This window comes from Streptomyces sp. NPDC048331 (genome assembly GCF_043201215.1).
Taxonomy (GTDB): Bacteria; Actinomycetota; Actinomycetes; order Streptomycetales; family Streptomycetaceae; genus Streptomyces.
Genome location: NZ_JBICYT010000016.1, coordinates 16,484 through 40,788 on the forward strand (window position 1 = coordinate 16,484; position 24,305 = coordinate 40,788).

At 70.7% G+C, this 24,305-nt stretch carries 22 protein-coding genes and 1 pseudogene; 12 read left to right on the top strand and 11 right to left on the bottom strand.

Annotated elements, in window-relative coordinates; genetic code table 11:
* Positions 1–110: 110 nt before the first annotated feature.
* Both ACGFYY_RS22830 and ACGFYY_RS22835 read right to left on the bottom strand, forming a co-directional pair.
* Positions 111–2,312: an MMPL family transporter gene (locus ACGFYY_RS22830; protein WP_393711824.1), complete on the bottom strand. Its 2,202-nt coding sequence runs from the start codon at positions 2,310–2,312 to the stop codon at positions 111–113.
* A gap of 130 nt (positions 2,313–2,442) precedes the next feature.
* On the bottom strand, positions 2,443–3,033 hold the full coding sequence (locus tag ACGFYY_RS22835) for a TetR/AcrR family transcriptional regulator (protein ID WP_030717084.1): 591 nt from the start codon (positions 3,031–3,033) through the stop codon (positions 2,443–2,445).
* Between the two features lie 152 nt (positions 3,034–3,185).
* On the opposite strand from ACGFYY_RS22835, the gene ACGFYY_RS22840 reads away from it, so the two are divergent.
* Positions 3,186–6,467, top strand: coding sequence for a S41 family peptidase (locus ACGFYY_RS22840; RefSeq protein ID WP_365267729.1), 3,282 nt, complete (start codon positions 3,186–3,188; stop codon positions 6,465–6,467).
* A gap of 71 nt (positions 6,468–6,538) precedes the next feature.
* Here the strand turns inward: ACGFYY_RS22840 and ACGFYY_RS22845 are convergent, their stop codons facing one another.
* From ACGFYY_RS22845 to ACGFYY_RS22855, 3 genes are read right to left on the bottom strand one after another with little or no spacing between them, the layout of a single operon-like run.
* A complete protein-coding gene (locus ACGFYY_RS22845) occupies positions 6,539–7,423 on the bottom strand; it encodes an SDR family oxidoreductase (protein ID WP_393711827.1) in 885 nt (294 codons plus the stop codon).
* The gene (locus tag ACGFYY_RS22850; protein ID WP_393711829.1) at positions 7,420–8,391 is read right to left on the bottom strand and encodes an alpha/beta fold hydrolase; all 972 of its coding nucleotides are present in this window, start codon (positions 8,389–8,391) and stop codon (positions 7,420–7,422) included. The genes ACGFYY_RS22845 and ACGFYY_RS22850 overlap by 4 nt, the downstream gene beginning before the upstream one ends.
* Positions 8,388–10,037, bottom strand: a complete 1,650-nt coding sequence (locus tag ACGFYY_RS22855; protein ID WP_393711831.1) for a flavin-containing monooxygenase — start codon at positions 10,035–10,037, stop codon at positions 8,388–8,390. Before ACGFYY_RS22855 ends, ACGFYY_RS22850 begins: the two co-directional genes overlap by 4 nt.
* Before the next feature lie 171 nt (positions 10,038–10,208).
* Between ACGFYY_RS22855 and ACGFYY_RS22860 the strand changes: the two genes are divergently transcribed.
* The gene (locus tag ACGFYY_RS22860; RefSeq protein WP_393711833.1) at positions 10,209–10,910 is read left to right on the top strand and encodes a MerR family transcriptional regulator; all 702 of its coding nucleotides are present in this window, start codon (positions 10,209–10,211) and stop codon (positions 10,908–10,910) included.
* On the opposite strand, the gene ACGFYY_RS22865 is transcribed toward ACGFYY_RS22860, so the two are convergent.
* Positions 10,892–11,695 (bottom strand): exodeoxyribonuclease III, encoded by an 804-nt coding sequence (locus tag ACGFYY_RS22865; RefSeq protein ID WP_393711835.1) that lies wholly within the window; start codon positions 11,693–11,695, stop codon positions 10,892–10,894. The genes ACGFYY_RS22860 and ACGFYY_RS22865 overlap by 19 nt on opposite strands.
* A 38-nt stretch (positions 11,696–11,733) precedes the next feature.
* On the opposite strand from ACGFYY_RS22865, the gene ACGFYY_RS22870 reads away from it, so the two are divergent.
* Positions 11,734–12,231: a GNAT family N-acetyltransferase gene (locus ACGFYY_RS22870; RefSeq protein WP_393711838.1), complete on the top strand. Its 498-nt coding sequence runs from the start codon at positions 11,734–11,736 to the stop codon at positions 12,229–12,231.
* An 80-nt stretch (positions 12,232–12,311) separates the two neighbouring features.
* Here ACGFYY_RS22870 and ACGFYY_RS22875 read toward each other — a convergent pair whose 3' ends face one another.
* The 5 genes from ACGFYY_RS22875 to ACGFYY_RS22895 form a co-directional block, all read right to left on the bottom strand.
* Positions 12,312–13,661: a CoA transferase gene (locus tag ACGFYY_RS22875; protein WP_393711840.1), complete on the bottom strand. Its 1,350-nt coding sequence runs from the start codon at positions 13,659–13,661 to the stop codon at positions 12,312–12,314.
* A 195-nt stretch (positions 13,662–13,856) separates the two neighbouring features.
* Positions 13,857–14,555 (bottom strand): hypothetical protein, encoded by a 699-nt coding sequence (locus ACGFYY_RS22880; RefSeq protein ID WP_393711842.1) that lies wholly within the window; start codon positions 14,553–14,555, stop codon positions 13,857–13,859.
* Positions 14,552–15,094, bottom strand: coding sequence for a SigE family RNA polymerase sigma factor (locus tag ACGFYY_RS22885; RefSeq protein WP_393711844.1), 543 nt, complete (start codon positions 15,092–15,094; stop codon positions 14,552–14,554). The genes ACGFYY_RS22880 and ACGFYY_RS22885 overlap by 4 nt, the downstream gene beginning before the upstream one ends.
* A 77-nt stretch (positions 15,095–15,171) precedes the next feature.
* Positions 15,172–16,551: a polysaccharide lyase family 1 protein gene (locus ACGFYY_RS22890; RefSeq protein WP_393711846.1), complete on the bottom strand. Its 1,380-nt coding sequence runs from the start codon at positions 16,549–16,551 to the stop codon at positions 15,172–15,174.
* A 52-nt stretch (positions 16,552–16,603) separates the two neighbouring features.
* Positions 16,604–17,413: an endo-1,4-beta-glucanase gene (locus ACGFYY_RS22895; protein ID WP_393711848.1), complete on the bottom strand. Its 810-nt coding sequence runs from the start codon at positions 17,411–17,413 to the stop codon at positions 16,604–16,606.
* Positions 17,414–17,966: 553 nt separating this feature from the next.
* On the opposite strand from ACGFYY_RS22895, the gene ACGFYY_RS22900 reads away from it, so the two are divergent.
* From ACGFYY_RS22900 to ACGFYY_RS22940, 9 genes and pseudogenes are all read left to right on the top strand, one after another.
* Entirely contained in the window at positions 17,967–18,572 is a 606-nt protein-coding gene (locus ACGFYY_RS22900; RefSeq protein ID WP_393711849.1) for a DUF6461 domain-containing protein, read from the top strand.
* A 56-nt stretch (positions 18,573–18,628) separates the two neighbouring features.
* Entirely contained in the window at positions 18,629–19,117 is a 489-nt protein-coding gene (locus ACGFYY_RS22905; protein WP_393711851.1) for a DUF4265 domain-containing protein, read from the top strand.
* 194 nt (positions 19,118–19,311) lie between these two features.
* Positions 19,312–19,716 carry a DUF5958 family protein gene (locus ACGFYY_RS22910; protein ID WP_393711853.1) on the top strand — a complete coding sequence of 135 codons (405 nt, stop codon included), beginning with the start codon at positions 19,312–19,314 and terminating at the stop codon, positions 19,714–19,716.
* 176 nt (positions 19,717–19,892) lie between these two features.
* On the top strand, positions 19,893–20,300 hold the full coding sequence (locus ACGFYY_RS22915; RefSeq protein ID WP_393711855.1) for a hypothetical protein: 408 nt from the start codon (positions 19,893–19,895) through the stop codon (positions 20,298–20,300).
* 34 nt (positions 20,301–20,334) lie between these two features.
* Positions 20,335–21,477, top strand: a complete 1,143-nt coding sequence (locus tag ACGFYY_RS22920; protein ID WP_393711857.1) for a polymorphic toxin type 44 domain-containing protein — start codon at positions 20,335–20,337, stop codon at positions 21,475–21,477.
* On the top strand, positions 21,474–21,785 hold the full coding sequence (locus tag ACGFYY_RS22925; protein ID WP_393711859.1) for a hypothetical protein: 312 nt from the start codon (positions 21,474–21,476) through the stop codon (positions 21,783–21,785). Before ACGFYY_RS22920 ends, ACGFYY_RS22925 begins: the two co-directional genes overlap by 4 nt.
* Before the next feature lie 44 nt (positions 21,786–21,829).
* Positions 21,830–22,117 (top strand): annotated as a pseudogene (locus ACGFYY_RS22930) (DUF4265 domain-containing protein); the annotation flags it as partial.
* A 66-nt stretch (positions 22,118–22,183) separates the two neighbouring features.
* Positions 22,184–23,008 (top strand): YwqG family protein, encoded by an 825-nt coding sequence (locus ACGFYY_RS22935; RefSeq protein ID WP_393711861.1) that lies wholly within the window; start codon positions 22,184–22,186, stop codon positions 23,006–23,008.
* Positions 23,008–24,243: a hypothetical protein gene (locus tag ACGFYY_RS22940; protein ID WP_393712050.1), complete on the top strand. Its 1,236-nt coding sequence runs from the start codon at positions 23,008–23,010 to the stop codon at positions 24,241–24,243. Before ACGFYY_RS22935 ends, ACGFYY_RS22940 begins: the two co-directional genes overlap by 1 nt.
* The last annotated feature ends 62 nt before the right edge of the window (positions 24,244–24,305 follow it).

Here is a 24,305-nt window from a genome sequence, read left to right on the forward strand (position 1 = left end):
GGCGCCCGCCCCCCCCCCCCCTCCCCCCCCCCCCCCCCCCCCCCCCCCCCCCGCGGGGGGGGGGGGCCCGGGGGCCGGGGTCGTTCCGCGGGTCCGACGGACCCGCGGGGTCAGGCGTTGACCAGCTCGCGGTCCTTGTCCGGGCCCTCCGGGGAGTCCGCGGACTTCTCCAGGTGCTTGCGCAGGCTCTCGCCCTCCACGTCCACGTTCGGCAGCAGCCGGTCCAGCCACTTCGGCAGCCACCAGGCCTTGTGCCCGAGCAGGGCGAGCACCGCCGGGACGATGGCCATGCGGACCACGAAGGCGTCGAAGAAGACGGCGACGGCCAGACCGAACCCGATCATCTTGACCATCTGGTCGCTGGCTCCCATGAAGCCCGCGAACACCGCGATCATGATGACGGCGGCGGCCACGACGACCCGCGCGCTGTACTGGAAGCCGGTGACCACGGCCTGGCCCGGGCGCTCGCCGTGGACGTACGCCTCACGCATCCGGGTGACGAGGAAGACCTCGTAGTCCATGGCCAGACCGAAGACGACACCCACCATGAAGATCGGCATCATCGACATGATCGGACCGGTCTGCTCCACCCCGAAGATCGAGCCGAGCCAGCCCCACTGGAAGACCGCGACGACGGCGCCGAGGGCGGCGACGACCGAGAGCAGGAAGCCGAGGGCCGCCTTGAGCGGGACCAGGATCGAGCGGAAGACGAGCATCAGCAGCAGGAAGGCGAGACCCACGACGAGCGCCAGGTAGGGCAGCAGCGCGTCGTTCATCTTCTGCGAGAAGTCGATGTTCATCGCGGTGGCGCCGGTGACGAGCACGTCGTCCCCGCTGCCGTCACGGATCTCGTGGACCAGGTCCTCGGTGTGCGTGGAGGAGGGGCGGTCCTTCGGGATGACGGTGATGACCGCGGCGTCGCCGGCCTCGTTGAGGGTGGGCGGAGTGACCGCGACGACCCCGTCCAGGCCCTTGATCCGGTCGACGGTGGAGTCGGCGAGTGCCTTGTCGCCGTCGACGACCACCATCAGCGGGCCGTTGAAGCCCGGGCCGAAGCCGTCGGACAGCAGGTCGTACGCCTGGCGCTGAGTGGTGGAGACCGGCTGGGCGCCGTCGTCCGGCAGGCCCATCTCCAGCTTGCTCGCCGGGACGGCGATGACGCCGAGGCCGATCACACCGGCCAGCAGCACCATGACGGGGCGGCGCAGGACGAAGCGGGCCCAGCGGGTGCCGCCGTTGGCCTTCTTCTCGGCGCCCGCCGGCTTGCCCTTGCCGAACAGGCGGCTCTTCTCGCCCGCCGGCAGCACCTTCTTGCCCGCGAAGGCGAGGATGGCCGGGACCAGGGTCAGCGCGACGAGCACGGCGATGACCACGGTGCCCGCGGCCGCGAAGCCCATCTTGGTCAGCATCGGGATGTTGACGACGGCCAGGCCCACCAGGGCGATGACCACGGTGAGACCCGCGAAGACGACGGCGGAGCCGGCTGTGCCGACGGCACGGCCCGCGGCCTCGTCCCGCTCACGGCCCTCGGCGAGTTCCGCGCGGTAGCGGGAGACGATGAAGAGGGCGTAGTCGATGCCGACCGCGAGGCCGATCATCGTCGCGAGGGTGGCGGTGGTGTTGCCGAGGTCCAACACGTTGGCGAGCGCCGTGATGGAGGAGACGCCGATGCCCACGCCGATGATCGCCGTCAGCAGCGGCAGACCGGCCGCGACCAGCGAGCCGAAGGTGATGACCAGGACGATCGCGGCGACCGCGATGCCGATGATCTCGCCGGAGCCCGTCTCGGGGGCCGCCATCAGCGCGTCGCCACCGATCTGGACGTTCAGGCCGGCGGCCTTGGCGCCGTCACCGGAGACCTTGAGCGCCTCGCGGGTGTCGTCCTTCAGCTCCATGCCGCTGACTTTGTACTTGGCGCTGATGTAGGCGGTGGAGCCGTCCTGGCTCACGGCCTGGGCCTCGTACGGGTCGGCGACCGAGGAGATCTCCGCGGCGCCCGGGCCGGTCTTCAGCCCGGTGACGATCTTCTGCACCTCGGCCTTGGGGCCGGCGTCGGTGACCTTGGCGCCCTCGGGGGCCTTGATGACGATCCGGGCGGTGGCGCCGTCGGCGGCCATCCCCGGGAAGCGCTCGTCCAGCAGGTCGAAGGCCTTCTGGGCCTCCGTACCGGGTATCGAGAAGGAGCCGGAGGTGGGCGCGCCCGCCGAGGCGGCGCCGAAGCCGGCGGCGAACAACAGCGCCACCCAGAGGAGGGCGACGAGGCCGCGGCGCCGGAAGGCGCCCCTGCCGAGTCGGTAGAGGAAGGTAGCCACGTCGGTGGTTCTCCCGTTCAGGTCGTGGGATGGATCCGGATCGGATCAGGGCGTGTGGAGCCGGCCCGACGACGAGAGCGGCGTGTCAGGAACAGCGAAGAGCCGAGCTGGGGACGGGGAGGATCGAGGATCAGACGCCGAGGGCGGGGAAGACCACGGCGTCGATGAAGTCACCGAGGAAGGCCCGGTCCACCGGGCGGTCCTCGATCAACGGGAGCGCGATGAACGCCCCGATGAGCATGTGCGGTACGAAGTCGAGCGCGGGACAGTCCGGGCGGATCTCGCCCCGGTCCACCGCACGCCGCAGCATCGCCTGGAGACCGTTGATCTCCGGGTCGACCAACAGGTCGCGCAGGGCCTTGTGCAGCTCCGGGCTCTCGTGGACGGCATGGGCCAGACCCCGCATCAGCGCGGTGTCCTTGGCCATCTGCGCGTCGTCGGAGTGCTCGACCATGCGCGCGAAATCCCCGCGCAGGCTGCCCGTGTCGATCTCGCGCAGCGAGACCGGCTGCGTGCAGCGCAGGGCTTTCGCGACCAGCTCCGGCTTGCTCCCCCACTGGCGGTAGAGGGTGGCCTTGCTGGACTTCGTACGGGCGGCGACCGCGTCCATGGTCAGCGCCTCGTAGCCGACGTCACGCAGGAGGTCGAGGACCGCCTCGTGCAGTTCGGCCTGCCGCTCGGGGGTGATCCGGCTACGCCGGGCCGCCATCGCCTCGGTCATCTCCGTGCCTCCCGTCGAAGCGAAACTGTTCCGTACGCTTAAGACGATACCCCCACCGCAAGCGAAACGAAACCGTTCCGTTTCGCTCGGGGGAGTGTCATGGATCACCTGTACGAGTTGCCAGGGCCCCCCTCCACGGAAAGCATTGGGGGGTGAGTCACGACGTCGCGTACCTCCGGTTCCCGCACCTGCACGACGACCTTCTCTGCTTCGCCACCGAGGACGATCTCTGGGTCGCCCCGCTGGTCCCCGACGGCCAGACCCCCGGACGGGCCTGGCGCATCACCGTCGACCGGACCCGCGTCGGCCACCCGCGTTTCTCCCCCGACGGCAAGCACATCGCCTTCACCAGCTGGCGCAGCCTCGACCCCGAGATCCACCTCGCCCCCGTCGACGGCGGCCCCGCCCGCCAACTCAGCTACTGGGGCGCCCTCGACACCCGCGTCTGCGGCTGGACCCCGCCCGACGAGGAGGGCCGTAGCGACATCCTCGCCGTGTCCTCGCACAGCCAGCCCTTCTCCTACTTCGCCTGGGCCTACACCCTCCCGACCGACGGCAGCCCCGGCGGCCGCCTGCCCTGGGGACCCGTCTCCGACATCCAGGTGCACACCACCCCGGAGGGCGAACGGCACTCCCTGCTGCTCACCGGCAAGCCCCCGCACGAACCCGCCGCCTGGAAGCGCTACCGCGGCGGCGCCACCGGCCGGCTGTGGCTGCACGGACAGCGGCTGCTGGAGGACGTCGAGGGCCACCTCGACTCCCCGATGTTCGTGGACGGCCGGGTCGCCTTCCTCTCCGACCACGAGGGCATCGGCAACCTGTACTCCTGCCTGCCCGACGGCACCGACCTGCGCCGCCACACCGACCACGAGGAGTTCTACGCCCGGCACGCATCCAGCGACGGCTCCCGCGTGGTCTACCAGTGCGCCGGGGACCTCTGGCTCGTCGAGTCCCTGGACCGGGACGCCGTCCCGCGCAAGCTCGACGTCCGCCTCGCCGGCCCGCGCGCGGGCCGGCGTACGTACCAGGTACCGGCCGCCAGCCACGTCGACTCGCTCTCCGTGGACGCCACCGGGCGCGCCAGCGCGGTCGTGGTGCGCGGCAGCCTCTACTGGCTGACCCACCGCGACGGCCCGGCCCGCACCATCGCCGACACCCCGGGCGTGCGCGTACGACTGCCGGAGATGCTCGGCAGCGGCGGGCAGGTCGCCTACGTCACCGACGCCGAGGGCGAGGACGCGATCGAGATCGCCTACCTGCCGAGGGCCTCCGGGGAGCGGGAGCCGCGCCGGCTGGCCTCGGGCGAGCTGGGGCGGGTCACCGAGCTGCTCTCCGACCCGGACGGCGAGCGGCTCGCCATCGCCTCCAACGACGGCCGGCTGCTGCTCCTCGACGCCACCGAGGAGTCCAACGGCGAGGTCACCGAGCTGATCCGGTCCATCAACGGTCCCGTCACCGACCTGGCCTTCTCCCCCGACGGGGCCTGGCTGACCTGGTCGCATCCGGGCATCGGGCGCTCGTTGCGGCAGATCAAGATGGCCCGGATCTCCGGCCCCGGCGCCCGCGTCGTCGTGGACGTCACCAACGGCCGCTTCGAGGACGAGAATCCGGTCTTCACCCGGGACGGGCGCTATCTGGCCTTCCTGTCCTGGCGCGGTTTCGACCCGGTCTACGACGTGCACACCGGCGACCTGTCCTTCCCGCTGGGCTGCCGCCCGTACCTGGTGCCGTTGAACTCCGCGACGCCCTCCCCCTTCGCGCTCTCCGCCGAGGGCCGGCCCGCGGCCGGCGGACTCGACGTGGCCGACGGCGACTCGGGCGACGGCGACGGTGCCGTGACCGTGGAGGTGGAAGGGCTGGAGAGTCGCGTCACCCCGTTCCCGGTGACCGCGTCCAAGTACTCGGCGCTCTACCCGGTGCACGGCGGCGGGCTGGTGTGGCTGCGCTGGCCGATCTCGGGCGCGCTCGGCGAGACCTTCGCCAACCCGGCCGACATCAGCGGCAAGCCGACGCTTGAGCACTTCGACCTCACCAAGGCCCGCAAGACCGAACTGGCCTCGGGGCTGGACTGGTTCGCACTCAGCGGCGACGGCACCCGGCTCGTGATCAACGACGACGGCGACCTGCGCGCGGTCCCGGCGACCGAGTCGGGCGACAGCGACTCGACCGTCTACCTGGACCTGCGGCGCATCCTGCACGAGGTGGACCCGGCGGCCGAGTGGCGCCAAGCCTACGAGGAGGCCGGGCGGATCATCCGCGCGTACTTCTGGGAGCCGAAGATGTGCGGCATCGACTGGGACGGGGTGCTGGCCCAGTACCGCTCCCTGGTCGAACGGGTCTCCTCGCCCGACGAGTTCGCCGACCTGCTGCGCGAGGTCCTCGGTGAACTGGGCACCTCGCACGCCTACGTCTCCCCCGCGCGCCGCAACGAAGGCCCCCCGCACTACCAGCGGGCCATCGGCCTGCTCGGCGCCAACCTCTTCCCCAGGGACGGGGAATGGGTGGTCAGCCGGATCCTGCCCGGCGAGTCCTCGGACTCCAAGGCCCGCTCCCCGCTGGCCGGCACCGGCATCCGGGAGGGCGCGGTGCTCACCCACGTGGACGGCCGCCCGGTGGACCCGGTCGCCGGCCCCTACCCGCTGCTGGCGGCCGCCGGCGGAACCACGGTGGAGCTGACCTTCCAGCCCGCGGCGGGCGAGGGCCGCGCCCGCCGGGTCGCCATCGTGCCGCTGATCGACGAACGGCCGCTGCGCTACCAGGACTGGGTGTCCAAGCGGCGCGAGGCGGTCCGGGAGATCAGCGGCGGCCGGTGCGGCTACCTCCACATCCCCGACATGGGCGGCTCCGGCTGGGCCCAGTTCAACCGCGACCTGCGGATGGAGATGTCCCGGCCCGCGCTGATCGTGGACGTACGCGGCAACGCCGGCGGGCACATCAGCGAGCTGGTGGTGGAGAAGCTGACCCGCTCCATCCTCGGCTGGGACCTGACGCGCAACGCGCAGCCGGTCAGCTACGCCTCCAACGCGCCCCGGGGTCCGATCGTGGCGCTGGCCGACGAGGCGACCTCCTCGGACGGGGACATGATCACCGCGGCCTTCAAACTGCTGGGCCTGGGGCCGGTGGTGGGCCTGCGTACCTGGGGCGGGGTGGTCGGCATGACGGGCCGCCACACGCTGGGGGACGGCACGGTGATCACGGTGCCGATGAACGCCGCCTGGTTCCCGGAGTACGGCTGGTCGGTGGAGAACCACGGCGTGGAGCCGGACCTGGAGATCCAGCGCACCCCCCTCGACTGGGCGGAGGGCCGGCACGCGCAACTCGACGACGCCGTGCACCTGGCGCTGGAACTGCTGGAACAGGACCCGGCCGCGGTGCCGCCCGGCTACACCGACGTACCGGACCGGCGCCGTCCGAAGCTGCCGCCGAGGGAGTGAGCGGCCGGGCGTGCGGGAGGGGCGCGATCCCCGGGAACAGCGGGGATCGCGCCCCTCGGCGCGCGTGCGGATCAGCGACGCTGTGAGCGTTCGTTCTCGTCCGCCGCCCCGCCGGCCCCCACGAGCCCCTTGGAGACGTTCCGCAGCCGCGGCTCGAAGCGCTTCATCTCGCGCTGCCCGACCGTCGCGATCATCCCCGGCAGGTAGCCGCGCATGCTCTGCATGCCGCGCAGCCACCACTGCGCGTACACGTGAGCAGAGCGCCGCTCGATGCCCGCGACGATCCGGTCGACGGCCGGCCCGAGCGGGTACGTGCGGTTCGACGGCCAGGGCAGCCGCCGGCGCAACTCCCGCATGACCTCGTCCTGATCGGCGCCGCGCACCATGTCGGTGTCGGTCCAGGAGAGGTAGCCGACGCCGACCTTGACCCCCTTGTACCCGACCTCCGCGCGCAGGCAGTGCGCGAAGGCCTCGACCCCGGACTTGGAGGCGCAATAGGCGGTCATCATCGGCGCCGGGGTGATCGCGGCGAGCGAGGCGATCTGGAGGAAGTAGCCGCGGCTCTCCGTCAGTACGGGCAGGAAGGCGCGGGCGGTGACCGCCCCGCCGATCAGGTTGACCTCGATCACCCGGCGCCAGGCGTCCGGGTCGGAGTCGGCGAACGGCCCGCCGGCGGCCACGCCCGCGTTGGCGACGACGATGTCCACCTTCCCGAAGCGCTGCTTGACCTCCTCGGCGACGCGGGCCATGGCCTCGTGGTCGGTGACGTCGGCGTACCAGTGGTCGCTGTCGGTGTGCAGCCGCTCGGAGACCTCCTTGAGGGCCTCCGGCTCCAGGCCGACGAGGGCGATCTTCGCACCGCGGGCCGACAGCTTGCGCGCCAGCAGTTCGCCGACCCCCCGGGCGGCGCCGGTGACGACGGCGACCTGGCCCTCCAGACTCCTGCGAGCGCTCACGGCGTCTTCTCCTTCACGGTGGTGACCGGATCGGTGGTGACCGGCTCGGTGGTGTCGGGCTCGTTGGCGCCCAGGTACAGCTCGGCGAGTTCGCGCAGGACGCCGGTGACGGCCTCGGGGGCCTCGATCGGGGTCATGTGCCCCATGCCGGTGAGCTCGGTCAGGCCCACGCAGTTCGGCAGCGCGGCGGCCAGCCCGCGGGCGTGCACGATCGGGGTGAGCCGGTCGGCGGTGCCGCCGATCACGGCGGTGGGCGCCGTGAGGCGGGCCACGTCGGCGTCGAGGTCCAGGTCGGCCAGCACCCGGGACCACGCGTGCCGCGCCGCGGTGGGGCAGGCGTGGACGATACGGGCGCACGCCTCGACCTTGTCGGGCGCGGAACCGGGGCCCATGGTGGCGTACTTGAGGACCTTCCGGGCGACCGGCGTGACCGGCCCGAGGGGGGCGCGGGAGCCGAGGACCGCGCCGGTGACACGGCTCCGGAGGCGCCCGGCGCGCACCGGCAGGACCAGCGACTCGGCGACCAGCCGGGAGCTGCCGGTGCTGCACAGCAGCACGGCCGCGGCGCGCTCGGCCAACTCCGGCCGGCCCGCGGCCGCCATGATCGTCATTCCGCCCATGGAGTGCCCGGCGACGACCGCCCGCTCCCCGGGAGCGAGGGCGGCCTCCAACACGGCCACCAGGTCGTCCGCGAGGGCGGTGGTGCTGTGCACCCGGCCGGCGGGGCTGCGCCCGTGTCCGCGCTGGTCGTAGGCGATGACCCGGTGGGTGGCGGCCAGGGCCCGGATCTGCGCGGCCCAGAAGGCCGTGGAACAGGTCCAGCCGTGGGCCAGCACCACGGCCGGCGCGTCCTCGTCCCCGTGCACCTCGACGTGCAGGCGGGCCCCGTCGGCGGAGACGGCGACGAGCTCGCGCCGCGCGACGGGCGGGGCGTAGGGCCCGGAGGTGACATGCGTCAACCGACTCACGCGGCCCCCTCCTCGACCACCCCGGCCTTGCCGGGGCCCGTTCCGGCCCCGCCGGCGTTCGATGCGCGGGGGTCCGGGGGCAGCGCACCGGGCAACGGCGCCGCACCGGAAGCCGAGACGGTGGCCGGGACCCGTTCGCGCTCCCCCACCCGTACGACCTCGTACTCCGCCAGATCGACGCTCCGCGTCTCCCGGCGGAACTCGCCCGTCGTCCCCGGCCACACCGTCGTGTTGCGCCCCTGCGCGTCCAGGTACCAGCTCGTACAGCCGCCGGTGTTCCACACGGTCCGCTCCATACGGGCCTGCACCTGCCGGTTCCACCGGTTGACGGCGGACGGCCGGGCCCCGAGCGCGACCTTCCCGCCCAGGCTGCTCCCATCGAGGAGGGCGAGCTGCCGCAGGTAATCGGCCATGTAGTTGAGCTGCGACTCGATCATCAGGATCATGGAGCTGTTCCCGAGACCGGTGTTCGGCCCGATGATCGTCATCCAGTTGGGGAAGCCGGCCGCGGTGGCGCCGCGCAGCGCCTGCATCCCGTCCTTCCAGGCGTCCGCGAGGGTCCGACCGTCCGCGCCCACCACCCGGTCCGCGATCGGCATGTCCGTGACGTGGAAGCCGGTGCCGAAGATGATCGCGTCGACCTCGGTCTCGGTCCCGTCGGCGGCGACCAGCACCGAGCCGCGGATCTCCTTGAGCCCGGAGGCGACCAGGTCCACGTCGGGCCGGGCCAGGGCCGGGTAGTACTCGCTGGACAGCAGGATCCGCTTGCAGCCGATCCGGTAGGAGGGCGTCAGCTTCGCGCGCAGCGCCGGGTCCTTGATCGAGCGCGCCATGTTGGCCTTGGCGAGGGACTCGATGAGGCCGAGCTGGTTCGGGCGCTTGGTGAAGGCGCTGACCTGGAGCTCCCGGATCCCCCACAGCAGCCCGCGCCGCGCCGCCCGGGTGAAGGGCAGCTGACGGTGCAGCCAGCGCTCCACCGCCGTGATGGACCGGTCGGTGCGGGGCATGACCCACGGCGGGGTCCGCTGGAAGAGGGTGAGGCGCTCCACCTCGGGGGCGATGGCGGGGACGATCTGGATGGCCGAGGCGCCGGTACCGATCATCGCGACGCGCTTGCCGCGCAGGTCGTAGTCGTGGTCCCAGCGGGCGGAGTGGAAGACCTTGCCGGGGAACTCGGCGAGTCCGGGGATCTCCGGCATCTTCGGGTCGGACAGCGGCCCGGTCGCGGAGACGACGACGTCGGCGGTAAGCGATCCGGCCGAGGTCTCGATCTCCCAGCGCAGCTCGTCCGCGTCCCAGCGCATCATCCGCACCTCGGTGTCGAGCCGGATGTGCCGGCGCAGTCCGAAGGTGTCGGCGACGTGCTCCAGGTAGGCGCGGATGGCCGGCTGCCCGGAGAAGGTCCGAGGCCAGTCGGGATTGGGCGCGAACGAGAAGGAGTAGAGGTGCGAGGGCACGTCGCACGCACACCCGGGGTAGCTGTTGTCGCGCCAGGTACCGCCGACCGAGTCGGCCCGTTCCAGTACGACGAAGTCCGTGATTCCCTCGCGCCGCAGCCGTACGGCCGCGCCGAGCCCGCCGAAGCCGGACCCGATCACCGCCACCCGTACGTGCTCGCGTCCGCCCCTGCCGCTTGTGCCACCCATGCCCGCCGCCTTCCGCTCATCCGCAGTCCCAGCCACGCACCGCACCGCCGCGCCACACCATCGAAACACTGCCAGCAATCACTGGCACAATCGGGAGGGTAGAGCAGCTCCGTACTCATGGGTAGGGGGCGGGACCGGAAAGTTACTGCCGGTACGCCATAAGGTGCGTCTGTGGCGAAGGAAGAGACGCGAGCGAAGACGGTGCGCGAGTACCGCACGGAGGAACTGGCCGAAGCGGCCGGCATCCCGGTCCGCACCCTGCGCTTCTACCGCGAACGCAAACTGCTCCCACCGCCCCGCCGCGAGGGACGCATCGCCTGGTACGACGACCACCACCTGGCCCGGCTGCGCACCATCGCCGCCCTGCTGGAACGCGGTCACACCCTCGGCGGCATCGCCGAGCTGACCGCCGCCTTCGAGAGCGGCCGTGACGTCGGCCAGCTCGGCGAGCTGCTCGGCATCGGCGGGTCCGAGGAGACCCCGGTCCGGCTCACCCCGGAGGCGCTCGCCGACTACTTCGAGGGCGAGGTCACCCCGGAGAACCTGGCGGCCTCCCTGGACCTCGGCTACGTGGCCGTCGACGGCGACGTGCTCGTGCACGTCAGCCGCCGCCTGCTGGACGTGTCCTCGGCCCTGGTCCGCGAGGGCGTCCCGCTGGCGGCCGTGCTGGAGACCGGCCGCCGCGTCCGCGAGCACGCGGACGCGATGGCCCTGCTGTTCACCGAGCTCATATCGACGCACATCTCACCCGACGCGCTCACCCGCCTGCGCCCGCTGGCGAAGAGCGTGGTCGAGGCCGAGCTGATGATGGCGATGGACCGCCTCCTGGCTTCGGGCGGCTCCGAAGCTCCGGGTCAGACGCCCAGCTCGTAGACCACGGTCACGGGCGCGTGGTCGGACCAGCGCTCGGGGTGCGTCTCGGCCCGCTCCACGAAGGCCTTCACGGCCTTCGCCGCCAGGCCGGGGGTGGCCACCTGGAGGTCGATCCGCCAGCCGGCGTCGTTGTCGAAGGCCCGCCCGCGGTAGGACCACCAGGAGTACGGCCCCTCGGTGTCCGGGTGCAGTTCCCGCACCACGTCGACGTAGCCCGCCTCCGCGTACACCTTGCCGAGCCACTCCCGCTCCTCGGGGAGGAAGCCCGCGTTCTTCCGGTTCGTCTTCCAGTTCTTGAGGTCCGCCTCCTGGTGGCAGATGTTCCAGTCACCGCACACCACGACCTCGCGGCCGTCGGCGGCGGCGCGCACCTTCAGCGCCGCCAGGTACGTCAGGAACTCGTCCATGAACCGGTACTTCTCGTCCTGCTTCTCCGTCCCGGCCTCGCCCGAGGGCAGGTAGAGACTGGCCACGGTGACACCGGGCAGATCGATCTCGATGTACCGCCCGCCGGTGTCGAACTCGTCACTCCCGAATCCGACCTGCACCCGCTCGGGCTCCCGCCGCGTGTAGAGCGCGACCCCGGCCCGCCCCTTGACGGCGGCCGGCGCGAAGACGGTGTGCCGGCCCGTAGGGGTCCGGACCTCGTCCGGGATCTGCCCCTCCTCGGCCCGGACCTCCTGGAGGCAGATCACATCGGCGTCGGTTCCGTCGAGCCACGCCCCGAAGCCCTTCTTGGCGGCGGCGCGGATCCCATTCACATTCACGGAGGTCACAGTGAGCATCCCAGCACCATAGCGGGAGGGTTCCGTACGATATTCGAATGTCTCACCGGATAGACCTCCGCACCGTGCCGTACGACCACCCGGACGCGGTCAAACTCGACGACCAGGTCCAGCTGGAGTACCAGGAGCGGTACGACGGTGAGGGCGACGTCACCTTCCTCGACCCGGCGATGTTCGCGCCGCCGCACGGCCAGTACCTGCTGGCGTACGACGCCACGGGCACGCCGGTGGCGAGCGGCGGCTGGCGTACCCAGGACGAGAACGACGAGGGCTACGCGGACGGCGACGCCGAGCTCAAGCGCATGTACGTCGTCCCGGAGGCCCGAGGCCTGGGCCTCGCCCGCCGCATCCTGGCGATCCTGGAGGAGGACGCCCGCGCGGCGGGCCGCCACCGCATGGTCCTGGAGACGGGCGACCAGCAGCCGGAGGCGATAGCCCTGTACCTCTCCTCGGGCTACACCCTGTCCGCGAAGTTCGGCCACTACCGCTTCCACGAGTCCAGCCGCTGCATGACGAAACCCCTGACCGAAGCCTGAGCCCCGCCGGCGTTCGATGCGCGGGGGTCCGGGTGCGGCGCCGCCGGCAACGGCGCCGCACCCGCCCACCGCCCACCGCCCTACCGCGGGAGCCAACCGGCCCGGTCCGTCCCCCACCGGGACGGCCCCGCCCCCCACTCCCCGAAGGGACTGGCGGCGTGTCGGAGCACCCCGTACCCCGACGGAGTCACCCGCAGCCACGGCTCCGCCGCGTACGAGCCCCCCGCACCGCCACCCGTCCGCGCGAGCCCCCGCACGAGCCACGACCCCGTCCCGGCGAGGGAGAACCGCAGCCCCCGCCCGCCCCCCTCCGCCAGCGCCCGCAGCACACCGGCCGCCACCAGGTACCCCGTCCCGTGGTCCAGCGCCTGGGCCGGCAGCACCCCGGGCACCCCGCCCGGCCCGGCACACGCCGCGGCGATCCCGTACCCCGCCTGGACGAGCGAATCGAACCCCCGCCGCTCCGCCCACGGCCCCCGTGCCCGCCACCCCCACGCGCACAGCTCGGCCACCACCAGCCCCGGCCACCGTTCCAGCAGCTCCCGCGCGCCGAAGCCGTACCGTTCCAGCGCGCCCGGCCGGTAGCCCGCCACCACCACGTCCGCCTCGGCGAGCAGCCGCTCGAAGACGGCCCGGTCCTCCGCCGCCGCCAGGTCCAGCAGCGCCGACCGCTTCCCGAAGCCGGTGTCCGCGTACGCGTCGTCCGCCTCCGGCAGACCCGGCGGGTCGATCCGCAGCACGTCCGCCCCCAGAAGCCCGAGCGTGCGCGTCGCGACGGGCCCGGCGATGACCCGGGTCAGGTCCAGCACCCGCACCCCCGCGGCGGGCCGGCCGGCCGGAGCCGGGCCGAGCGTCCGTCCCCGCGCCCCTGTTTCCCGTACGGGTTCCAGCAGCGGCTGCGGGTCCCCGTACTCCCGCGCCACGGCGACGGCGAGGCCGCCCTCCGCGTACGCCAGCTCCTGCACCTCGACTGCCGTCCGCCCGCCGACCGCGGCGCGTACCGCCTCCGGTGTCGCCGACGGCAGCCGCAGGGCCCGTACCAAGGCGGCCTCGTGGTGCGGATAGTTGGCGTGCGTCCGTACCCAGCCGTCCGCCGTCCGCCAGAAGCCGGACAACGGCGCGAAGGTCACCGGTGCGCGCCCCTCGACCCGTAGGTGCCGCTCGCTGACGAACGCCGTGGCCACCGCGCCCTCGTCCACCACCGGCGGAGCCACGTCCTCCACCCCGCCCCCGGCCCGCCCCGCGGCGAGCTCCCCGGCGGCCAGTGCGCAGGCCGCGACGGTGGCGCGCGCCAACTCGGCCACCGGTAGCGGGCCTTCCCCCAGGTCGCCGACCCCGCGGAGGCGCACCCGCCCGACGAGTTCGGGCGCCCCGCCGAGCGCCTCCCAGGCCTGGGCCGTTCCGCTGTCCCGTTCCTCACCGATCGTCATGGCCCAATCATTCCCGTCCCTTCCACCGGGAGTTGACGTGCCCGCCCGTCGAGGTCATGGATTCCCGGAGACCTGACCGGGGACGAAGCCGACCCGGCGTCCACGCGGCGGTCTCGCTCTCCCGGACGGGCGGCCCGGACCGCACGGTCGGCTCCGGAAGCCCCCGCACCCGTTCCCCGTGGCCACGCGGGTCGGTCAGAAGCCGCCCCCGACCTCGTACGCGCCACCGCTCGCGGCCGTGGCGGCCGTCGCCGCGTAGGTGTCGTCGCCCGCGTCCCGGCCGCCCGGGGCGTGGTCGTACTGGGTGGCGAAGACATGCCGACCGGCCGGCACGGTCCTGCCGGCCTTCAGCTTCCACCGGTAGACCACCGCATCGCCGCTCCCGCCGACGGTGACTTCGAAGTCGTCCCCCGGCAGGGTCTGCCAGGTACCGGTGGTCGCCACGCCGCCGGTCTGCGCGAGACGGACCTCAAGGGTGAGCCCTTCGAGCGGTTCGTCGTTCTGGAGGGTGATGTTGCTCTGGGCCCAGTACGTGTTGCTGTGCGGGTCGACGGAGCCGTCGGACCACAGCGGCCCGCTCTCGGCGCTCGGGGCGCCGGTGGCGTCGGGCGCCGTCACCACCTGGCGGCCTCGTCCCCCCTCCTTCTGCGCGGAGGCAACGGTGAAGGCTCCGGCCACGAGGGTGGCACCGACGGCGAGCGTGGCGAGGATGACGCGGCCCCAGGAGAGCGCCCGAGTCCTCTGCCGGGCGCGAGGGCCATGGCTGATGCGGGGGGCGTCGGAAGCATCCGCGCCGGCGACGGCCATGCCGCGCCGCACCTGCACGAGCATCCGCTCCCGGTCGGGCTTGTGTGCCTCTGCCGCTTCCCGCAGTTTTCTTGATACGTCGTTCACCGGCGCCTCCCTCCCGCGAGTTCTCCGACGACCCGCGGGCCGAGCAGCTTCTGCAGTTCCGTCATGCCCTTGGAGGTCTGGCTCTTCACCGTACCGACCGAAATGCCGAGGGCCAGCGCGGTGTCCTTCTCCGACAGGTCCAGTGCATGGCGCAGGACCACACAGGCCCGTTTTCGAAACGGCAGCCGCGCCAGGGCGGTGCGTACGTCGAGGGCTGCGGCGACGTCCGGCGCGTCGGCCGCCTCGGAGCGGTTCGACCAGAAGAGGACGACGCGCCTGCGCTCGCGCACCGCCGCCCGGATCCGCGTACGGGCCATGTTGGCGACGATCCCGCGGGCGTAGGCGAGGGGGTGGTCGGCCCGGCGCACCCGGTCCCAGCGGTGCCACACCGCGACGAGGGCGTCCGCAGCCAGGTCGTCGGCGCCGTCCGGCTCGCCGATGAGCATGCAGGCCAGGCGCGCGAGTTCGGCGTGGTGCCGCTCGAAGAAGGCGTGGAACTCGATGGCCGCGTTCCCGTGGATCTCCTGTACGGAGCCCATGCTCGACCCTCCGTTCGGTGTACCCATGTCATGCCGTGGGGCGGTGACGGTAGCAACCATGTCCGCACGGCCTCCCTTCACGGAGCGGGGACGGCGGACCCGGCCGGACCGCCGGAGGCGGTCAGTACGCCGGCACCCGCCGTCCGGCCGAGCGAGTCGGCCAGTGCGACCGCGGAGGTCTCCAGTCCGGCGGACAGCACGGGCCGCCAGTTGACCGTCGGCCGGATCCGCTTGCCCGGGTTCTCGGCGTTGTACGCGGCGACCATGTCGGCGCCCCGGCCGTTCACGAGGTTCCCGGTGCCCGCCAGCGCGCCGGTTCCGTCGCCGGTCAGCAGCCGCGAGACCTTCCCGTCCCCGGGAAGCGTCCAGTGGTTGTACTCGGCCACCACCTGGGCCCCCGCCCGGGAGCTGACGGAGTAGTCGAAGGCATAGCCGTTGCGCGTGGTCGTGTCGAAGAGGTTGTTGTAGAGGTGCACTTGTCCGACGCGGGCCAGCGGCGCGCGCTGGACGGTCCCCCGGAAAATGTTGTGGTGCAGGGTGACCCGCAGCTTGCTGTCCTTGTCACTGCTTCCGACGAGCATCGTCTTGTCGTGGTCGGCGAACCGGTTGTACGAGACGGTGACCAGGTCGGAGGCGTTGGTGATGTCGAGCGATCCGTCGTGGACCTGGTACTCGCGCCCGAAATGGCGGGGGTTGCCGCTGTCGAAACGGGGGGCGTCGGTGAAGGTGTTGTGGTCGGCCCAGACATGGGTGGCCCCCCGCAGGGAGACCGCGTCATAGGCGGAGTTCCAGTTGCCGTCCGAACCGTCGGTGGGATCCCACTGGGGGAAGCAGTCGCGGACGTCGGCGAAGGCGAGGTTGCGGATGATGACGTTGTCCACGTTCTCGACCTGGAGGCTGCCGCCCGTCAGCCCCGCGCCGGTCCCGGGCACGCCGACGATCGTGGTGTTCGCCGGCACCGCGAACACGATCCGCGCCGCCTGCTTCTTCTGCGCGGCGGCCCGGGCCGACTCCTGTGCACCTGAGGGCACTTCGGAGCGTCCCCGGACGGCCGGGTCGTACGCCTTCAGGTAGGAGGCGAGCGAATAGCCCGTGCCCTTGGCGTAGTCCTCGCAGCGCAGGGAGCGGCCGTCGTCGTCGGTGTTCGCGTCGATGAGGCCCTTGACGCGGATGATGCGCGGCTCCGTCCTGGAGCCGCTGCTCAGCGCCTTGGCCAGCTCGGCCCGGGTGGAGACGGTGAACACCCGGGACGCGACGGCCGCCGAGCCGCCGGTGGTGCCCTTGCCGCTCGCCGCCCACCCGTCGCGTGCGGGGAGTGCGGCGTGCGCGAGATCGGGGGCCGCGTGCGCACTCATCGCCAGGGGGAGGGCGTTGAGCGCACCCGCGACGGCGACGGAGGCGGCGGCGAGGACCGCCGTACGGCGGGTACGGGGGCGCCGGTGCGAGGGATCGGACATGGGGAGGTCGTTCCTTGCCTGGGGGGAGAGGGGGAGGGGTGCGGCGGCGGGGTCAGCCCACGTTCACCGAGTAGGCGGTGGTGTCCAGCTGCGCCTTGCCGGTGAAGACCTCCGTACCGGCCTCGACGCCGCTCAGATAGTCGGCCGGGTCCACGAGGCCGCGCCGGACGAGGACTTGGAGGAAGTCGTCCAGGTCGAGGTTGGCGGAGTCGGTGTTACCGACCCGGACGAAGGAGTGGACCTTCCAGCCGATGTCACCGAGGTACAGGTCCCACGTCGCGCCGCCGATCTCCAGCCGCTCCCGCCTGGTCCCCAGCGGGCCGGCCCCGCCGTCCCTGGCGAGCCAGACCATCACCTCGTGCTTGGGCGTGCTCCGCCAGTCCGTACGGTCCGAGCCGTGCAGCCACAGGTCGTAGGCCACGTTGTACACGCTCTCCCGGGACTCCTTCACCTCGAACGACCAGGCCGTCCGCACCGGCTTCCGGTCCGAGAGCCGCACCGGCAGCTCGTTCTGCGGCACCTTCCAGCCCCAGTGCCACCCCAGCACGCTGCTCGCGTACGACTTCACCGCGTTCGGGTCACCCGACCACTCGTAGTTCGTGCCCCAACCGATGGTGGAACCCGACGTGTAGGCGTCCCAGGAGCAGCTCCAGCCCTTGCCGTTCTTCGCCCCCCAGGTGTTGTTGTTGATCCAGTACTTGCCCATCGGGATGGATTCGTACGGTGCGCATCCGCCGACCGCGTTCGCGCGCCCGGCCGGGGAGGCCACGGTGTAGGCGACCGCGCCGCCCAGCGCGGCCAGGGCGACCGCTGCGGCGGTGAAGCGCTTGCGGGTGAGTCGGTGCCGTCCTGGAGCTGCCATGGGGGTGGGGCCTTTCGCTCGGTGACCTTGCACCCTTCAGTTGCCGCCCACGCCCGATGCGTTGCCGTGATCCACACCACTCCGGAAGTGCCGGAAGGGGGCCCGCTCGGTCCTTCCGGCGGCCGGGTGGTTCACACAGGGCGGCCGGGTGGTCGACGGGTAGGTGCCGGCGGCCCACCACACGCTCGGACGCAGGCAGTTGTCGAGCGAGCACCGCACCCCTGCGGACAGGCCGGGACGAGCCCACCGCCTTGCTGGACACCACCGGCCTGGGTCCAGCTCCCCCCCTCGGCGCGGGCGACCGCCTGGTGCAGGCCAGGGCATGGAACGGGCTGGAAAACGCCGAGATCCCGCCCGGTCTTTCGACCGGACGGGATCTCGTGACGTTCCCGAGAGCTACTCGCGAACTGTCGTCTGTGGGCTGTTCACGAGTGCCTCTGACCAGGCACTCCAGAGGCATATGAAGATCGCTTCCCGAATCGGCGGAGATCGTTTCCCACCCTGCCAGCGGCCGGGCCCGCCGCTGTCAGACGCAGGGGCAAGGATGGGCGGCATGACGAAGACCGGAGCGGATTACGCGTGGTTCGAGAACGACTTTCCAGACATCGCCGAGGCGTACTGCTTCACCCTGGTTCGGGGCCTGTCGCCTGCTGAGCTGATGTCCCGGCTCGAGGGACGACCGGAGGCGCCTCTGCAGGGCATAGCCGCGGTCGTCGACGCCGCTTTCGCCCGGTACGACCTGGGGGAGGGCGACCGCCAGCTGGTTGCCATGACCACTGTGGGTGCCTGGACGCTCCTGATCGAGCCCAACGGCTATCTCGGAGTCACCGAAGATCGAGTCCTGCCGGCCTCGGCCGGGGCGAGCTGGGTCTCTCACTTCGTCAACATCAACGCTGTCGGCACGTTCCTCTGGGCAGAGGACCGAGTTCTGCGACTCTGCTTCGACCCCATGTTCCCGGAAGACCGATGGGGCACCGCACCCGACGAACTCCTGGACGTCATGGAGCGGATCGGCTTCCACCTCGCGGACGAGTCTCCGGAAACGGATCTGTCCTCACCAGCAGCGTTCGCTCTGGCAGAGCACCTGACCAGCGTGGCCATCACTCCGGAGCTGCTCCAGGACACGACCTTCATCTGCGCCACTGTCCAGGTGCGATGACATCGCGCGACCGCCCTCCGCAGGCTCCCTGTGAATGCAGTGTGGATGATGGCGCGGTGACGAACATCAGTGACGCCCACGTGAAGGTCCATTTCCGGATGGACATAGATGAGGATGGCTGGCCGCCGGCAAGCGTCGAGAGCCTGTGGGCGGTGGACCTCGGTGACGGCACGGTGCGGTTGGACAACACTCCCTGGTTCGTACGCGGAGTCGCCAGCGGCGACATCATCACGGTGGAGTTCGATGGCGACGGTGTTCTCTGGGCCGGGGAGACGGTCCGACCGTCTCAGAACTGCACGATCCGGCTGATCGTACTGAAGGACGCCGGCTCAGCCGCCGCCCGGCAAAGCGTGCTGGAGGTCTTCCACCGCCTCGGCACGACCGGCGAGGGGATCGAGCAGTTCCGGATGGTTGCCCTAGATGTCCCACCTGAGGCGGACCTGCCGCGGATCCGCACGCTCTTGGAACACGGTGAAGCGAAGGAGTGGTGGCACTGGGAGGAAGGCTGTGTCACCGCCGCTTGGGAAGCCGCTGCTCCTGCCTGAGGGCAGCTGAGTTTCGTCCCCAGTACATGGCGGGCCTCAGGGCTGCACCCATGCCGCTCGTAATGAGTTGGTGCTCGAGCGGCTGCGCACGGCAGAGTGGCGTGGTCAGTGAGCTGTGGGCACGCGTCCTGACGAGGGCGGATGTGGATCCGCGCCGGCGCCGCGGCCGAGTGCCGCCTGATCTCCCAGGGGCAATGGTGAACGAACGGGACGTCCTGCTCAATGAACTCGCACAGGGGCTGCGCCCCATGTCTGAAGGCATCGAGTGGTTCGACGACCTCGGCCCGGAAGACCAGTCCGAGGCGCTGCTGTTCCTGCGTCATCACTGTGTCCAGGCACGCGCTGTCGCCGAGGACGCACCAGAGAGCATCCGCCGTGCTGGGCTGCGCCCGACGCATACGCCTGCGGTACTGATCTCACGCGGCCGGATCGACGAGCAACTGGGAAAGATCGCCGGTCTCGCGCCTCTCGACGAACGCCGCAAGGTGTTCCGGCTGCTGATCGCAGTCCTCGCCGTTGCCGACGAGCGGCGCCGCGAGGGCTTCTGCTCCGGCGGCTGCGGTCACTGGTGGCACAGACTGCCCGTCTCGGCTGATTAGATCCGACCGGTCGGACGTGTTGCCACGACCACGGGCCCCTGAACAACGGACGCGCTTCATCCACTTTGAGGGCTCCGGGGCGCCCGACGGCTTCTTTGGGACACCCCTGACCGTATCTCTCCCTGCGGGGCGGGGGCTGCCTATGATCCAAACCAGGGGAACAGGGGAGGATGAGCATGTCAGGAAGCGCGGACAGCACCGGAACAAGGCTGAACAGCGTGGATGGTGTACCGGCTGGCCCCTTGGCTCCGGGAGGCGGGAGCGTATTCGGCTCGACGCCGGCGGAGAAGACGGCGGCGGCAAACGCCATCGAGACCGAGCTGGAGCCCCACACCAAGAAGGCCGCGGACGGTGCGAAGGACAACACGAGCGCGGCGGCCAGGACCTTTGATGGCTGGGAGACGGCCTCCGGCCTGAAGAAGGTGACGGAGACCTGGGACCAACAGGTGAAGATGCTCATGGGACGCCTGAGCGCCGAAAAGACCTCCCTGCGAGGGGCCTCGGGCCTATTCGTGCAGAACGACGTGCACACGGGTGAGCAACTCCGCGCAGTGGGCCAGAAATCCAAGCTCGAGGGACTGTAGGGGGATCGGGTACGTGTTGACATACCAGGAAGTCATGACGACCGATCTCAGCGTCCTGACGACGGCTGCCGAAAAGTGGCAGTCCATGGCCGCTGACCTGTCGAAGGTAGAAGAGCGCTACGGGGAGACGGTCCAGAAGATCACACTGGGCCAGAACTGGCTCGGTCTCAGCGTGGAAACGGCGCACACGAAGTTCGCAACAACCCGGCGCGAGTACAAGTCCGCGCAGACCGAGGCGAAAGCGGTGGCCAAACTACTGACGGACGCGCACACCGGTTTCGCGGACCTGAAGAAGAAGGTCGAATCGGCGCGGGACGATGCGGTGGCCGCGGGCATGGCGGTATCTGTGGCGGGACGCGCCACCTTCGACTTCACGCGGGTCCAGGACCCGGCACAGGCGCGGACCCTGCGACGCGACCCGGACTTGAAAAGCGTGGAGGAGTCCTGGACCGCGCACATCGCCGCAGCGGTGCGGGCAGTGGACGAGCTCGACAAGGCTGTCAAGCAGGCGCTCGAAGCCGTGGTCGTGGACGGAAACATCCTCGACGGCACCATCGGGGGGTTCAACGCGTCAGCCACTCCCGTCATCCCGCCGACGGGGTCGGCGCGGAGCGAGCAGAAGTTCACCGACGCCGAAAAGTGGATCTTCGATGAGATGAAGCGGAACGCAAAGTCGGACACGGTCGGGCAGATACGGTCCCTGCTGGACAAGCCCGAGTGGTACGAATTCGGGCGCAACTACGGTTCCGACATCAACGCGGCGCTGACGATGTGGGGCGTGAAGGTGGCCCCGGGACAGGACTGGGACCACAAGCCGCAGCTCCAGGAACGGTACGACCTCCAAACGCTTGACGACTACTACTTCAAGCAGCCCGGAACGAACCGCGAAGTCTTCTACGACATCTACTCCAACGTCCACTACGGATACGTCGGCCGGGCAGCCGGCTTCGACGCGGACACCTTGATCAAGGGCGCCTCCCTTGGAGAAACGCTACTCACCGGGGACGACGACCAAGGCGATCAGATCACGATGCGCATCGGCATCGACCTCTACGACACATACGGCGACAACCTGACCGAGGAACAGCTCCGGCAAGGAATCAACGACGCGATGAACCGGATGGAACAAGCGCAGCGCAACGGCGAGAACGTCCCGCAGGTCAGGAACCGGAGGTGACGCGGGGACAGTGGGGCTGTGTGGTCGCCCCCGTTGCCGGTCTGGCCACTGGTGTGCTCGGGTCAGTGCTGCTGGCAGCCGCCTGGCGTGCATGCGACGTAGGGGTGAACGGCGCGGCCAATGGGCTTGCGCTGATCTTCTACGGGACTTTGCTCGCGATCATGGCGGCTGTGTGGTGGGGGGTGTGCATCGGGTACGTCGGACGCTGGAACCTCACGGCCGCCCTCCTGGGCGGCACGGCCGGCGGGGCGGTCATGGTTTGGATCTTCGTGGCTCTCCTCCAGGTTCCCAACGGCTACCGCTGCTGACGAGGTCGCCCCCGACGCGGTGACGCGCCGAATACGGCCACAGCTACGGGTTCGAAGAGACGGTCCGATGCTGGGAGAACTGCACGACCCGGCTGATCGTATTGAAGGACGGCGGCTCGGCTGCTGCCCGGCAGAGCGTTCTGGAGATCTTCCACAAGCTCGGCACGACGGGCGAGGGCATCGAGCGGTACCGGATGGTGGCGCTGGATGTCCCGCCGGAGACGGACCTGCCGCGAATCCGCAAGCTTCTGGAACACGTTGCAGCGGAAGGCTGGTGGCACCGGGAGGAAGGGTGCGTCATCGCTGCTTGGAGGTCCACGGCCACGGACTAAGCGGCTGCGCGTGCTGCTTGAGGGCCGCCGAGGTCTCTGTCAGCGGCACCGTGCATGATCGGGCGCATGACACATGGTTCCCGGGATGCCGAGAAGTGGATTGGTCTGCTTCGCCCTGGCGTGCGTCTTGAGGTAGCGACTGGCTCTGACGACGTGGCGGGTCGGCTCGGTGGCCTTCCAGCCTTGCCGGCCGCCTCGGAGTGGCCGGTGTGGGAGGGGCATGGTCCGCTCTCCTTCGTCGCCTCGATCGATTGTGCGGTCCTGCCGACGGCCGCAGTGGACATCGATCTACCCGAGGCTGGAACGCTGCTGTTCTTCTACTTCGACGGCCAGCTGGACGACGGCGAAGCTCTCGTCCTTTCTGAGGACAGGGAGAGCTGGGCGGGCGCCCGTGTGCTCTATGTGGCAGCTGGTAAGGAGGTCGAGGAACGTGGGACGCCTCACGAAGTCGAGTCGTACCCGGTGGTGCCGCTGGCCGCGAGGCTGGAGATGACAGCGGCCGAGCCCTGGCACCCCCGGATTCGGAACGCCTTCGCTGCGGGTGCCCCGCTAGGGAACCGTTACGACCACCCCGTCTGCTCGCAGGAGTTCCTCGACGCACTGTGGGAGTTCGATGATGAGGTGGGGCATCAGATCGGCGGCCACGCTCACTCCGTTCAGAACCCTGTGGAGATCGAGATCGCGGAGGCGGTCCTGGACGGCCAGGTGTCCTGGGACGACCCTCAGCTGTCCGAGGAGGCGGGCAACTGGGTGCTGCTGGCGCAGTTCGACAGCGAGGACGCCGCGGACATGATGTGGGGCGATGCCGGAGCCCTGTACTGGCTGATCCGCCCGGAGGATCTGGCCGAGCGGCGCTTCGAGCGGGCGATGTTCACCTGGCAGTGCAGCTGATGGCCTCCATGCCTCCCGCCTGGGGAGTCCAGTACACACTGAGCCTGCCGAGCGAGGACGCTGCCCGCTCCGCCGCGGCCGAGCTGTCCGGGATGGGCCACCGTCTGACGGCAATGCGCGTCCACGATCACTTCCGGTTCGTCCCGTCGAGCTTCTGGTACGGCAGGCCGTCGATGGACCCGGAGCTGGAGGGGTGGTGGCAGGTCTTCTCGCTGGCCATCTACAGCGGGTACGAGCGCATGGCTCTCGAGCCGTTCTTCCGGAGTGAACGGATTCGGGTGGCCGGCGTGGCCCGTTCCCACGCCGGTTTTCAGCAGGGGTGCAACGAGGGCCATGCTGCGACTCTCGAAGGAGTCTTCCCACGGGACGGCCTGGTCCATGAGCAGGCCGGCGCCGACGTCGCCCTTCCGAGTCCTCTGCCCGAGGATCCCGCGCGGCCTCCGGCCGGTCCGCCGTGGAAGTGCAGTGAGGTCGGTGAGCCCGCAGCGGTGGTCCAGGCCGTGGTGGCGGTAGCAGAGCGCCTGTACGGCAGCGCGGAGGACGCTCCGGATGCTGTCGGGTGGCTGCTCGATGAGGAGTTCGCGTTCGGCGAGCCCTACGGGTCAACGGGCAAGTTCCTCGGCGATCTCGCGGATGCCGTGGCCCACCAAGGCACCTGCACCGACACCACCGTCGAGGCTGTCCCATTTCTCGTGGAGCTGGTCTGCGAAGACAGCGTCGCGCCCGGCAGCCGGCTGGTCCTGCTCGGCGACCTGTTGCGGCTTGCTGCTTCGGGGCCGGCTGCAGAGGTCTCCCTGGCCGATCGCATCACCGCACTCGGGGCTGCCTGGGAGGAGTCTGCAGCTGAGTACCTGACACGGCGGGCCATCGACAACGAGCTGCCGAGACTGCTGTCCCGCTGGGAGGACGAGAGCGATGCCGTCCGATTCGCTCTCGCCGCCCTCACGGCGCTCTGTGGCAGTCGTGACCAGCGCGCACTCTCAGGGCTGGCCGCTCTCCCGGCTCCAGCAAGCAGCTCCCGCGCCGATGTCGTGTCGCTCATGGCAGCCCTGCTCAGTGACGGCCGAGAAGGCTCGGTACCTGCACTGGACCGGCTGGCCTCCTGGTCGCCCCGCGTTGCAGAGAAGGCAGCCAGCCCGAATGTGGATCTTCAGAGGTTGGGGCTGGCCATCCTTCCGGACCTCGTCCTCGAAGACGTGGCGTCGGGAATCATGGCAGAGCCTGATCTGCCATAACTGTTGACGCTGTTAAGCATTACGACTGGCGCCGCAGACACGCAGGTCAGGGGTGCCAGACA